The 13,071-nt window shown below is 60.4% G+C and carries 10 protein-coding genes; 1 reads left to right on the top strand and 9 read right to left on the bottom strand.

What is annotated here, in order from left to right; all coding sequences use genetic code 11:
- Positions 1 to 17: 17 nt before the first annotated feature.
- From U1A53_RS07595 to U1A53_RS07555, 9 genes are all read right to left on the bottom strand, one after another.
- Positions 18 to 1,319, bottom strand: a complete 1,302-nt coding sequence (locus U1A53_RS07595) for an alginate export family protein (protein WP_322280028.1) — start codon at positions 1,317 to 1,319, stop codon at positions 18 to 20.
- Entirely contained in the window at positions 1,316 to 2,602 is a 1,287-nt protein-coding gene (locus U1A53_RS07590; protein WP_322280027.1) for an SUMF1/EgtB/PvdO family nonheme iron enzyme, read from the bottom strand. Before U1A53_RS07590 ends, U1A53_RS07595 begins: the two co-directional genes overlap by 4 nt.
- Before the next feature lie 7 nt (positions 2,603 to 2,609).
- Entirely contained in the window at positions 2,610 to 4,175 is a 1,566-nt protein-coding gene (gene nirK, locus U1A53_RS07585; RefSeq protein WP_322280026.1) for a copper-containing nitrite reductase, read from the bottom strand.
- A complete protein-coding gene (locus U1A53_RS07580) occupies positions 4,172 to 4,657 on the bottom strand; it encodes a group III truncated hemoglobin (RefSeq protein ID WP_322280025.1) in 486 nt (161 codons plus the stop codon). Before U1A53_RS07580 ends, nirK begins: the two co-directional genes overlap by 4 nt.
- A gap of 92 nt (positions 4,658 to 4,749) precedes the next feature.
- Positions 4,750 to 5,730, bottom strand: coding sequence for an aldolase catalytic domain-containing protein (locus U1A53_RS07575; RefSeq protein WP_322280024.1), 981 nt, complete (start codon positions 5,728 to 5,730; stop codon positions 4,750 to 4,752).
- 8 nt (positions 5,731 to 5,738) lie between these two features.
- The gene (locus U1A53_RS07570) at positions 5,739 to 7,721 is read right to left on the bottom strand and encodes a hypothetical protein (RefSeq protein ID WP_322280023.1); all 1,983 of its coding nucleotides are present in this window, start codon (positions 7,719 to 7,721) and stop codon (positions 5,739 to 5,741) included.
- A gap of 16 nt (positions 7,722 to 7,737) precedes the next feature.
- Entirely contained in the window at positions 7,738 to 9,129 is a 1,392-nt protein-coding gene (locus U1A53_RS07565; protein ID WP_322280022.1) for a DUF1501 domain-containing protein, read from the bottom strand.
- A gap of 20 nt (positions 9,130 to 9,149) precedes the next feature.
- The gene (locus tag U1A53_RS07560; RefSeq protein WP_322280020.1) at positions 9,150 to 10,730 is read right to left on the bottom strand and encodes a DUF1553 domain-containing protein; all 1,581 of its coding nucleotides are present in this window, start codon (positions 10,728 to 10,730) and stop codon (positions 9,150 to 9,152) included.
- Positions 10,727 to 11,959, bottom strand: a complete 1,233-nt coding sequence (locus tag U1A53_RS07555) for a Rid family hydrolase (RefSeq protein WP_322280019.1) — start codon at positions 11,957 to 11,959, stop codon at positions 10,727 to 10,729. The genes U1A53_RS07560 and U1A53_RS07555 overlap by 4 nt, the downstream gene beginning before the upstream one ends.
- A gap of 371 nt (positions 11,960 to 12,330) precedes the next feature.
- Between U1A53_RS07555 and U1A53_RS07550 the strand changes: the two genes are divergently transcribed.
- Positions 12,331 to 12,927 (top strand): group 1 truncated hemoglobin, encoded by a 597-nt coding sequence (locus tag U1A53_RS07550; RefSeq protein WP_322280017.1) that lies wholly within the window; start codon positions 12,331 to 12,333, stop codon positions 12,925 to 12,927.
- Positions 12,928 to 13,071 lie beyond the last annotated feature (144 nt).

Below are 13,071 nucleotides of genomic sequence, written 5' to 3'. Positions count from 1 at the left end.
GCGAGCGAGTTGATGAATCAAAATTTGATGCCAGTCATCACATAAACGAAATCGGCATCGCTCCCGGCTCCGGTGTCATTCAGGTAATCGCCGGCGAAAAAGTGCGAGTAACCGGCGGTGAGCGTGAGATGGCTCGAGGCGGCATAGGTGACGAGAACGTCGAGTTCGCTGCCAGCATAGTTGCTGGCGGCGGGGCTGGCGGGACGGACGGCAGTGCTGGCATTGGCGCGGCGCCAGGTGTCGGCGGTGTCGTCGAGCCAGAAGAGATGGAAGTCGAGGCTGGTGGTGAGCTTGGTTCCAGGTTTGGCACTGAGATGGAGGGCGATGTTGTGGATGTTGCTCCATGAGAAGGCGTCCATGAGGCCGTAATGCAGGTGATTGGTCGGGAAGAGGTTCTGAAAGGCTCCTTGCTTGTTGTCGGCGGCATTGCCGTCACCGCTGGCGTAGCTGTATTCGAGGCCGAGGCGGGGTTTCCACGGTGCCTGGAAGGTGTGGCCGCCCTCGATATAGCTGGCGAAGGCGCGGAGATCACGTCCGCCTGCTTTGCCGGTCTGCACGACGAATTCGGTCTCGTAGTCCCAGGGGCCGAGTTTACCAGGCATGGATTTCCAATGAGTGCCGAGGGTGAGGAAGTGATCGTTGCGATTCGTGTCGTCAAAGTAGAGCGCGTAGAGCCCGGTGTCTTGAATGCCGAGAGTAGGCATATGCGCGTAGAGGCCGGAGAGGAGCGAGTCTTTGTCGCTGTCGTCCATGCCGAAGCGGTCGATGACGACGACGGAAGCGATGAAAGCATCGACCCACAGACCGTCTTTGCCGGTATAGCGCAGCTTCACGGCGTCAAAGGTGCGGGAGATGTTGCTCCACTCCAATGGGCCGATGAGGCGCTGATCGCCATAGAGCAGCACTTGGCGGCCGACTTTGAGCGCGAGCGGGGAAACCTTGGCATCACCGATTTCGACATAGAGCTGACGTAGATCGAAAGGATTGTCGCCCTCCGCGCCGAGCAGGCCGGGGATGTCGGCGCGGTCACTAGCGATCTCACGCGCGTCCTGGCCCTGAACATAAAACGTGAGCCAGTCGGCAGGCTTCAACTGCATGCTGAGCCGAAAGCGGTTCAGCAGCCAGGAGTCGTCATTAATGGTCCGCAGGCCGCTGTTGAAGTCGAAATTGTTGTCGCGGTATTCAAACCGCGTCTGGTCTTCGATGCCAAACACGACGCGACCATCGGCGTAGGAGAGCGGATGCGGGGCTGTTTGAGCATGCGCGGACGTGGCGAGCGCCGCCGTGGCGGCCAGAAGATGAAATGAGCGCATGGTCATGGTTGGAGCAGTTTGCGCACGGCCTTCACCGTTGGCTCGATGTCAGCACCGAGCGCTTCCTCGCGGTGGACGATGTTTCCCTCGGCATCGAGGACGGCAATGAGATTGGAGTGGGCGTAGAGGCCTTCGATGGACTGAAATTTGAAGTTCAGCGCCACGGCGAGCTGGCGGATGGTTTCATCAGTGGAGATGGCGAAGGTCCAGCGGCTGGGATCGAGCTGATGCTCGATCTGGGTGGCTTTCATCTTCGCGGGCTTGTCGGTGGCGGTGTCGAAGGAGAAGAAGACGAGGCCCACTTTGTCCGCATCGGTTCCTAGTTCCCGCTCGATGCGTTTCATGTCGTCGATGATGCGTGGACAGGCGAATTTGCAGGCGGTGAAGCCCATGGTGATGATGCGGGGCTTGCCGCGCAGTTGATCGAGCTTGAGCGGTTGGTCGTCCTGCGTGCGCCATTCGCCGGGCAGGTCGTAGATGGTGGTGAATTGAGGCGTGGCGGGCGCTGGAGGTGCTTCCTTCACCGACTTCGCCCCGCGAAAGCCGAGGCTGCCGACGCAGTAGTCGCCCTTGAGGCTGGAGCGGAAGGCATAGCGCATGAAGGCGGCGTAGTTGCTCACATCGGCGGCGAGGAGCGAGCCTGCGCCACAGAAGAGCTTGCGTTCGAGCGAACCATCGCCGCGTGAGTCGCCGACGACCATGGTGGAGTTGAAGTCATGCACCCATTCCCACACGAGGCCGTGAAGACCACGCAGGCCATGGATGTTTTTTGACGCGCTGTGGACGTTCTCCAACGCGCTGGAGGCTGGCTTGGAGTACCACTCAAGCAACTGACGCAGGAAGGCCTGGTCGCTGCTGGCATCGAGACGTGTGGCGTCCGCGCGTGCGACGAACTCCCATTCGTCCTGCGTGGGCATGCGTTTGCCCTTCGATTCGCAGTAGGCCTTCGCGGCGAACCACGAAACGTGGACTACAGGCGCATCACGGAGTTTGTCATCGCCGAGATCGAGATCGCCGGCCCAGTGGGAGAGGTAGTTTTTGTCAGAGAGCTTGGCTTTGACCTGCGAGCGCCGCCACTCGGGGTGTTTCGTCACGAAGTCGAGGAATTGCGCATTGGTGACCTGTGCCACGTCGATGAAGAACGACTCCACGTTGCGCGGCTTCGTCTTTTTGGCGTACAGCGGCTTGTAGCTGCCACCAGGAATGGAAACCATGCCCGGTGGCGGCGGGAGATCGGCGGCCGGCAGCGCGGCGGCTGCCAGCAGGATGGTTGTGAGGATCAAGCGCATGATAGGATCATTCACCGCTGGCTGCCGGAGCCGGCGGCACGGTGGCGCGGACTTGTTTGACCATGTCGGGATGAATCTCGGTGCCGTTGTTGCCCCAGTTGTTATAAACATAGGTCAGCGCGTTGGCGACCTGCTCGTCATTGAGGCCGAGCTGTGGCATGATGCTTTCATACGTTTCGCCATTCACCGTGACCTTGCCCTGAAGACCATGCAGCACCGTCGCGATGGCACGCTTGGGGTCCGCGTTGAGGTAGTCCGACTTTGCCACCGGCGGGAAGGCCTTCGGGATGCCCTGCCCTTCGGCCTGATGGCAGGCGATGCAGATGGAGGTGTAGATATGCTTGCCGCGGTCGATGCGCTCCTGCTTGTTCGCCGCCGGAGTCTGCAGCTTGGAGGCCTGGACGATGTTCTGGGCAGCGCCGCCTTCGAACTGGTAAATGCGGTCATCCTGCTTGCCGGAATAGGCGATCTTGTTTTCAGGGCCCGTGACCTTGAGCATGCCAATGGCACCTTTGTTGAAGGCCCGGAAGATGGAGTGATCGACGAGGATGTAGGTGCCGGGCACCTCCAGGCCGAAATCAACCATGGCGGAGCCGCCGGCGGGAACCAAGGTGGTCTGCACATGATTCTGCGCGGGCTTCACACCACCTTCGAGATACACGTTGTCGAAGATTTCACCGATGACGTGAAAGGAAGAGACCAAGTTGGGGCCGCCGTTGCCGACAAAGAGCCTGACACGCTCGCCCACCTTGGCATGCACCGCGTTGTCGCCCGCCAGCGCGCCGACAGAACCGTTGAACACCACGTAGTCCGGCCGCTCATCCAGCGCCTTGTCCATGTTGAAGGGTTGCAGACCGGCCTCACCGTTGCGCCCCTTCGTGTAGAACTCGGACTGCATGACGTAGAACTCTTTGTCCACTTTGGGCAGCCCACCGATGGGCTCGATGAGGATGAGGCCGTACATGCCGTTGGCGATGTGCATGCCCACCGGCGCGGTGGCGCAGTGATAAACGTAGATGCCCGGATTCAGCGCCTTGAACGAGAACACGGACACATGGCCCGGCGCCGTGAAGGACGCCGCCGCACCACCGCCCGGACCGGTGACGGAGTGGAGGTCGATGTTGTGCGGCATCTTGCTGTCAGGACGGTTCATCAGATGGAACTCGACCTCATCGTTCTGGCGAATGCGGATGAACTTCCCAGGAACACTGCCGCCGAAGGTCCAGAACGTGTAGTCCACGCCATCCGCCAGACGTTTCACCAGCTCGACGACTTCGAGCTTGATGGTGACTTTCGTGGGATGATCGCGCGTGATGGGCGGCGGCACATTCGGCGCATCAGTGAGCACCGCGTCTTCCGCGCCGGAGACAGGCTTGTCCGGCTGCTCGGTGAGATTCGTCAGAGCGCCCCCGACTGGAGCGGCGGGTGTCGCCGCAGGCGTTTTGTAGGAGTCCATCGCTTTGATGAAGGTCTCCTGGGACATTTTTTCGTTCGGGCTGAGTTCGCGGTCACCGCATTGCGTGAGCAAGGCAATGGCGAGAGCCGTCAGGATGAGGCGCAGTGTTGGTTTCATGGTGTGGCTGGTTGTGGTTTGGATTTGTAGCGGTCGTAGCGCTCGCGCTGCTCGGGAGTGAGGTTGGCAGGATCGAAGCGGGCATCCGGCACATGGTTGATGCGGGCGTGGATCACGTTCGCCATGTCTTCGGCGCAGTTCTTGATGTGCTCGGCATGCTCGCCGCTGAAGAGATCATCCACGGTGCTGCGGAAGAGCATGAGCCAGCGGTCGAACTGCGGGCGGCCCATGTTGGTGAGTGGCACCAGTTTTGCATGAGCAGCGATGGGATTGCCGGTGAATCCACCGCTGCGAAACATCACCGTCTCCCAAAATGCATACATCTTCGGCAAATGGGTCTCCCAGTTCGTCTGCGCGACCTTGTCGAAGATGAAGCCGAGCACTTCGTCACTGCGGACGCGTTTGTAGAACGTGTTCACCAGCGTTTCGATCTCCGCGCGGCCTAACAGGTCGGGGTTGGGGTCTGGATTGGCTGTAAACATGCATCGACTATGCAACTTTAGGTTCGCGGATGCTCCGCCCATGCTGGCGACGAGTGCGCAAGGATTGGGATGGGTGTGGTGGTGCTGCTGGCTCAATGCGCGTCGCAGATGGCTTCGTAGAAGCCGCCAATATTCCCGCGTTCAGGGACGGCGTTGAATTTGATGGCGGCGCGGGGGTGCTGGTTGAACAGGCCGGTGAGCATGTAGGGCAGGTCGAAGCCCCAGCCGAGATCTTTGCGCAACGGCTCGATGGTCTGATCGACGCATTCAAGCACGGGGCGCAGTTTGTAGCGCGGATTGCGCAGCAGGCCGAGGAGCAGCTCCATGGGGCAGTTGCCCGCGCCACGCCCGAGTCCGGCCATGGTGGCGTCAAGGTAGTTCGCGCCGAGGGCGATGGCCTCGATGGTGTTGGCGTAGGCAAGCTGGAGGTTGTTGTGGGCGTGGATGCCGACCTCCATGCCGCCTGCTTTGGCGTGCTGGAGATATTTCTGCACGAGCCGGCGTGTTTGCTGCGGATAGAGCGCTCCAAAGCTGTCCACGACGTAAATGGCCTGCGCCTCGGAGGTGGCGAGCAGTTCGAGCGCGGCGTCGAGCTCGCAGTCGCCCACGGTGGTGACGGCCATGAGGTTCACGGTGGTTTCGTAACCTTTGTCACGGGCGTCTTTGAGCATGTCGAGCGCCATCGGCACCTGATGGACGTAACAAGCGACGCGGACGAGATCGATGACGCTGTCCTTCTTGGATGGAATGTCCTCGCGGTAGTCGCATTTGCCCGCGTCGGCCATGATGGAGAGTTTTAGCGCGGTGGCGTTGTCTCCGACGATGCGACGGATGTCCTCCTCCTGGCAGTATTTCCAGCAGCCGTGCTCGCCGAGCTTGATGTTCTTCCGCGAGGCCCGGTAGCCGATCTCCATGTAATCAATGCCTGCGGCGACGCAGGCTTCATAAACGTCCTTCACGACGCGGTCCTCGAACTGATGATTGTTCATCAATCCTCCGTCGCGGATGGTGCAGTCGAGCACGCGGATTTCAGAGCGGTGGGAGAGCCAGTCGGTGCAGGTGGGGTTGGACATGGGGAGTTTTAAGGCGTGGGTTTGACCGGCGGTGGCGGTGGCGTGCGCACATCGACAAGCAATGAGTCCACTGGCACCAAGTGGCGGTAGATAAAGGCCTGCATCATGTCCTCGGCGGGCACGGCGTCGGCGGTGATCGTCCTGGCGCCGTCCTCGGCGGTGCCTTCCAGCATGAGGGTGACAGGCTTTTCGGTTTCACCAGTGGAAGGGACAGCGATGGCAATGTCGGCCAAGTCCTTGTCGGCAGGCACGACAGCATTTTTGACCTCGAATCCCGCAGGCGCGTTTTTGAGTTTCAAAGTAATGGGGCCGGTGAATCCGCCGCTGCGCAGCGCATGCACGGTGAGCTTCGCGCTGCCACCCGGTCTCGCATTGAGAGAGGAGGGCGTGACACGCAGCGAGAATGACGGCTCCGCGACATGCACTTTGAGCTGGTAGGCGTTGGTGATGCCGCTCTGCCCCTGCGTGTCGGTCACGCGCACGAAGGCCTGACCATCCGCCGGGAGCTTCACACTGATGCGTGAGTCGGCATGGTGCGTGGTGAGGCCGGAAGCGAGGTCTTCATGATCGTCGTTGAAGGCGATCTGGTTGCCGTCGTTGTCAAAGACCGTCAGACTGGCATCCACAGGCGAACCCAGACGACGCGCAAAGATCTCGAAGATCATCTCGTGATTTCCACGGCCTTTGACGCGGTAGAAATCGGCGTCGCCAGGCACCTCAATGCGTCCATTCACGATGACCGGCGGTTTCAGCTCCTGCGCGGAACCGAGGCTCGCATTGGGCTCGCGTTCACGCTCCTGCGGCACGGTGTCGATGTGAAAAGGAATCGAGTTCGAGCGCAGGCCGCCGACGGTTGAATGCAGCAGGATGATGCCGGCTTGCTGCGGCGCTTCATACTTCTGCTTGAACTCGGTGCCGAGATTGCCGCCCTGGAAGGTGATCTCGATGTTTTCGCCTGCGGTCGCGCCGAGTGGTGAAATGCCGGTGAGGAAGGGCAGCTCACCCACGGTGATGCGGTACACGAAGTCATCGCGCCCACGGTAGATCGAATCATGCACGCGGATGCGGTAGAGACCATCCGCCGGGATTTTGTAGAACAGCACGGGGTCTGGATCGAAGCGGTAACCGTCGGAGTAGGCCACCTCATAGCCTTCTTCGTTATGCAGCGAGACGATGGACTGAAACCAGCCGGGCACCGCATCCGCGAGATAGGGAATCAAACTGCGAGCATGCATGGCGAGCACGACCTGCTGGCCTTTGCTCGCCTTGAAGGTGAATTCATCCACCTCTCCCGGCATGATGCGGCCATTGAGTGTGACGGGCAGATTGACGGGCGGGGTGACGAGTTTCTGCTGCTGCTTCACCGCATCCATGCCGCCGCGATAGTGCTCCAGATCAAACTCGCGCGGCGGCTCTGCTTCACGGACCTCGGGAAGCTGGCCGACGACGAAGCGCATCGGATTGCTGAGACCAGAAGGTGTCTGCACGCGCAGATGACGGATGCCGGGCGTGGCTGCCTCGGCCACAGTGATTTTCACACGCACGCTTTCACCGATCTGGTTGTTGAGCTGCTGCTTGGGATCGTTGCGACGGCGGTCATACTCGGCCATGAGACGCAGGTTTTTCTCCGTGAGGTCGGCTTCGCGCAGCAGACGACGAATGGTGGGCAAAACCTGGTCGGCGGGCAATTTGTCGCCGCGTTTCAGCTCGCGCAGTTTGCCCTGCACCTCACGCAGGCGGTCCCGGTAATCATCCACGACTTGAGCGGGTGGTATTTTGTCGTGTTCGAGCACTTTGGCAGTGATGCCCTCGCCGGAGACAATGACCTGTGATTCTTCATCAAGATACTGTCCGCCGACGATGACCTCAAATGTCGTGCTGATCTGCCCGCCCGCTGGATACACAAAACCAATGCGCGGCGCTGGCTGCGCCAGGCTCGGAACCGTCACCGCGAGACCGCACAGACAAAACAAGGAGGCACGGAGTTTCATGGTGGTGTGGCAGTGGTTAAATGAGTTCCTTCAACAGGCCGCCCATGGGCACTTTCTCGTCCTTGCCGGGCACGACAAAGGTCGGCGTGCCTTGTGGATGTGGCAGCGGTGCATCCGCCGGAATGCCGAGCTGGCCGTAGATGCTGCCGATGACATCCGCCGGATACACAGGGCGATCCGCGACCTCCTCGCCCGTGGCGTTCGACTTGCCGAGCACCTGGCCACCTTTGAATCCGCCGCCCGCGAGCAGGCTGGAGAAAACTTTGCCAAAATGATGCCTGCCACCGTTCCACGGCGACTCGTTGGCCACTTTCGGCGTGCGGCCGAACTCGCCCGTACACCAGACGATGGTGCTTTCGAGCAGGCCGTGCTCGGAAAGGTCCGCCAGCAGCGCGGCGAGCCCCTGATCGAGCTCCGGCAGCTTGCGGTTCATGATCTGGAAGTGCTGCTTGTGCGTGTCCCAGCCTTGGTAGTTGATGGTGATGAAGGGAACGCCTTTTTCGACGAGACGCCGTGCCATGAGGCAACTCTGCCCGAAGGTGCTGCGACCATAGCGGTCACGCATTTCATCCTTCTCCTGACTGAGATCAAAGAGCTTGCCGGCGTCGCCCAAAATGAGTTCGTACGCCTGCTGTTCGGAATCCACGACCGTTTTCAGTGTCGCATTCCCCGGCAGCGCACCACCGAGCGTGTTGAGGCTGCCAAGGAGTTTGCGCCGCTCCTTTTGATGCTCCTCCGTGATGCCTGGCGTGACGATTCCTTCGACAGCAAAGGGCTGACGCGCTGGATCGCCACCGGTGGCGAAAGGCTTGTAGCGCGGGCCAAGAAAGCCAGCCTCGGAGAAGCGACCCTGCGGCTGGGTGAGCACGACATAGGGCGGGATCAGTCCTTTATAACCAGCGTCATAGCCTTTGAAGTAGCTCACCACGGCACCCAGACCAGGAAACACATCGCGCTCGGAGGCGCGGCCAGTCTGCACGAGGTAGGAGGCAGTTTCGTGGCCGTTGTTTCCATGCGTCATGCTGCGGATGAGCGAGTATTTGTCCGCGTTCTTCGCGAGCTGCGGCAGCAACTGGCCGATGCGCATGCCGCTGACGTTTGTTTCGAGCGTTTGATCCAGCGCACCCGTGTAGTCGCGTCCCGCTTCAGGTTTCGGATCAAAGGTGTCGATGTGGCATGGGCCGCCCCATAGCCAGATTTGAATCACCGACTTCGCCTTTCCCTCCGTGGCGATGGCGGCAGCACGCGGAGCGGCGCTAATGCTGATGGGTTCCAGCAGCAGCAATCCGGCGGAGCCATAGACGCAGCGCCGCAGTGCCTCGCGTCGGGAAAAGGGAATACCGCCCATGTTTTGGGCAAGCCGCACGACATCGCGTGCCATGTCATTGGGTGGCAGGAAGGAGTTCATGGGATGAGTTGGGTTGAGGTTCAGTGATTGAAATAGAATTCGGGCTGATTGATCAGCGCCCAGACGATGTCAGCGGCCAGTTCACGACCGCTGGAGTAGCTGGAGGTCATGTGCGCCTTCAACGCGGTGATCTCATCCGCCGTGGGCGTGCGTGAGAGTAGCGTGAGATAGATTTTGTCGGCCAGTTTGTTCAGATCGTGGTCCCCGGCATCCGCATCCGCCACCAGCGGGCAGGCTTTGATTTTACCGAGCACATGGCTGGAGTTCAGCAGATGCAGCCGCTGTGCGGGGCTCGTGCTCAGATTGCGCTCTGACTCAAAGCCGGTGTCGCGAGGCGGGCGGCCAAACAGCTCCAAAAACGTGCTCGTGATGCTGCCGTCCGCGAGAGCGATGCCGCGTACGTTCTCCGGTATGAACGTAAACGGCTCGGGGATCGGGCTGCTGTAGGTTTCCTTCGTCGCGGTGATCTGATTCAGCGCATCCACGAGCACCTCCGCCTCCAGCCTCCGCATGGGGTAATGCGCAAACTGCGCCGCAGCTTCCGGCGTATCCTGCGCCGGAATCGAGGAAAGCTGGAAGGTCTGCGAATTGAGGATGACGCGGAAGAGATGCCGCATGTCGCACTTCGAGGCAGCGAACTCCTTTTCCAAAAAAAACAGCAGTGCCGGATTCGATGGCGGATTGTCCGCACGGAAGTCATCCGGCTCATGCACGATGCCCCGTCCCATCAGCCACGACCAGATGCGGTTCGCCATACTCCGGCAGAACCAAGGGTTCTCCGGTCGCAGCAGCCACTCGCAAAAAACCACCCGTGGATCATCCAGGCCCGCCTTGATTCCGGCGGGCGTGCCGTCCGGGAATATGGCGTGCTTCGTGATGCCGTCCTTGTCTGCCGTAGGGTCGAAATAGACGATCTCCTCCTTCCATTCTGCCGTCGATTTGTAGGCCACTTGTGAAAAGAAGCCTGCCATCGCGTCCAGCTTCTTTTTCGGCCATTTGTCGGCACGCTCACCCATGAAGCTCAGCGCCACCGTCGCTGCGACGCCCTGCGGGCTGCGATCCTGCATGGCGCGGTAAAAATTCACCTCGCCCTCGCGGAAGTTGCTGCCGTTCGCGAGCAATAGTTGCCGCGTGAAGATGTGCAGAGGCTTGTTTTCACGCACGCTCGTGTGAATCCAGCGGTGGTAGGCCTGCACCGCATTCGGCCACAGCTTGATGGGAAACTCCGCCTTCACGCGCAGCACATCACCCCACTTCATCGCCCAGAAATCCGTGAACTCAGGCCGTTGGATGAGGATCTCGATGAGTTTCGCACGTTTGTCCGGTTCCTTGGCCGCCACAAAGCCCCGCGCTTCCGCCTCCGTCGGCAGCGTGCCGATCACGGCCAGAAAGGCGCGGCGCACAAACACCGCGTCCGAGCAGAGATGGGCGCGTTTGATGCCCAGTTCGTCCTGGCGACTAAAGACCAGCTCGTCCACGCGCTCGCTTGATTTCAATTTGGCTCCGGCACGCACTTGAACCGGGCCAGCTTCAAACACGGGATGCGCCGCAGGCGAAACTGCCAGCGGCATCAGCAAGATGATCAGACGGCAGAGGCTCATAAATCACCTCCAGGAAAGTGGGCTGGTTTGCGGAGATGCGAAAACGCCACGCCCTCGATTTCGACGAGCAAATCAGGCCTGCACACATCCGCCTGCGCGTAGATCGCGGGGATGCGCCCGAGCCGTCGCTCGCACACAGCGCGGCACTTCTCATAGTCCTCCGCGTGCTTCACATAGACGTGGATCTTCGCCAGATCGTCCAAGGTCGCACCGGCGTCCGCCCAGCCGAGCCGCGCGAAATTCTGCGCGTCGATCAACCGTTCGATGTTTGTCAGGGTTTGCTCGGTCTGCTTCTCGATGTCACCGATGTGAACCGTTTCTGCGTTCACGATGCTCGCCGTGCCGGAGATCCATGTCGTCACATGGTCGCCCATGCGCACTGCCATCGCCCGCGCAAACTTCGGACTCTTCGCGGAATACTCTTTGGGATATTCAAAAGCTGAGGTTTGCAGCGGATTCTCCAGGGGCAGCAACGCCACGTCTTTTCGCTCGGTTTGCAAAGCCATGCAGGCCGTGATCAGGCCGTGACAGCGTGTGCCGATGCCCGTGCTCGCCGGGTAAATCGCGTGTCCATTGTGCCCCACCGGGATGGGCCGGTGATCGAAGGCAATGTTCGCGAAGAAGTCCGTCCGCGCACGGTTCAGTTCCCGGTAGCGTTCCACGCCATCCACCTCCTCGGTAATGCAGCCTTGGTAAAGCCACACGCGCACCACGTCCTCAAAAGAGGCTCCGCCCTCCGCCAACGCCCGCTTCATGCTTTCAAAAGCCTCCAGCGACTGGTCGTAGGCGGTGCGCCCCTCCCGATGCAGAGAGCCGCCCGACGCGTAAATCCAGCGCATGTCATCGTAGCTCACCGTGACGAGATGCTCGTTGTGATACTCCACCTTTGCCGTGCTCGTGCTCACCGCCCAGGCCTCAATTGCCAGCCCGCGTCCGTCACACGGCGGCTGCACCACGAACAGCGTCAGCGGCATCTTCTCGCCGTAGCACGCCTCGAACAGCAGCTCGGCAGTCGCCACATCCTCACGGTCGCGCACAAACACGGTCTGCATCGTCACGGCCATCGGCTCGTCCTGCTGCCGCAGGATCGCGCGAATCGTGGACACCGCCTCCCAGGCCTCGTCTTTGAAATCACCGCCGCCCTGCGGTGTCACCATGATCGCCAGCCTCTTCACCTTTCCCATGCTGATCACCGTGTGGTGCTGCTGTCCCATCAGGCAAGGCGGCATGTCCGGGCTTAAGGCGGCGGGATCTGACACCCGATGCGTGCAACCAACCACCCCACACTCACCGCCAAGCAGCCGTCGATCTGCTGCCAAGTGATAACAAATCGGGGTTTCCGTTGAAGATGAAACCGTTGATGACATGACTGCGCCTCCAGATGGATTTTGTGTTCAGGTTGGTCATGAATGCAGCTCCAAAAGACTTGAAGTGGTATTCTTGATGCAACTTTAACGCATAACCACCCATGCATATGTTGGCCTCCTGTAAGCGTCCATTGCCCCACTCCCTGCGGCAATATCGGCGCAGCCAAGCACAGCATCGGCGCATTGATGCACCACCCATGCATCTTATATATCGGCCTCATTCCAATCCAACCATGAAACTCATCCTCTCCTCCCTCGCCACGATCACCGCTGTGATGACGCTGCTCGTGAACGCCGCCCTTGCCGCCGATCCCGCCGCAGTCGCTACCGAAACCGCCACGAACACCGTTTGCCCCGTCACTGGCAAGCCCGTCGATCCCGCCATCACCGCCGAGTATGAAGGAAGAAAATGGTCCTTCGCCAAAGAAGCCTGCAAAACGAAGTGGGTGAAGGCCCGCGAAGACAGCCTGTATCAGAAGCTCGGCGGCAAAGGTGCCATTGATGCCGCCGTGGAAGCCTTCTACGTCAAAGTGCTGGCCGATGACCGCGTGAAGCACTTCTTCGACGACGTGAGCATGGACAAGCAGCGCCGGAAACAGAAGGAGTTTCTCTCCGCCGCGTTTGGTGGGCCACTGCCTTGGACTGGCAAAGACATGCGCAAGGCCCACGCAGGCATGGGCCTCACCGAAGTTCACTTCAATGCTATCGCGGAAAATCTCGTCAACACACTGAAGGACCTCAAGATCAGCCAGGAACTCATTGATCAAGTTGTCGCCGTCGCCCTCACGACCAAGGACGACGTGCTCGGCAGACCAAAGAAGGCCAACTGAGAGCCGTCCATCTCTCATTCGCCGTAAAAGCCGCCGTCGTGAGTGCCTAGAGTCACTTGCGGCGGCGGTTTTGTTTTGGCGAGGGCCTTGCTCTGTCACGCGGTTGAAAAAAGGCGCTGAATTCAGCCCATGGCGGCGTTTCTT

The organism is Prosthecobacter sp. (genome assembly GCF_034366625.1).
Taxonomy (GTDB): Bacteria; Verrucomicrobiota; Verrucomicrobiia; order Verrucomicrobiales; family Verrucomicrobiaceae; genus Prosthecobacter.
The sequence above is the reverse complement of the archived record's forward strand: the minus strand, read 5'-3'. Positions and strand labels throughout refer to the sequence as shown.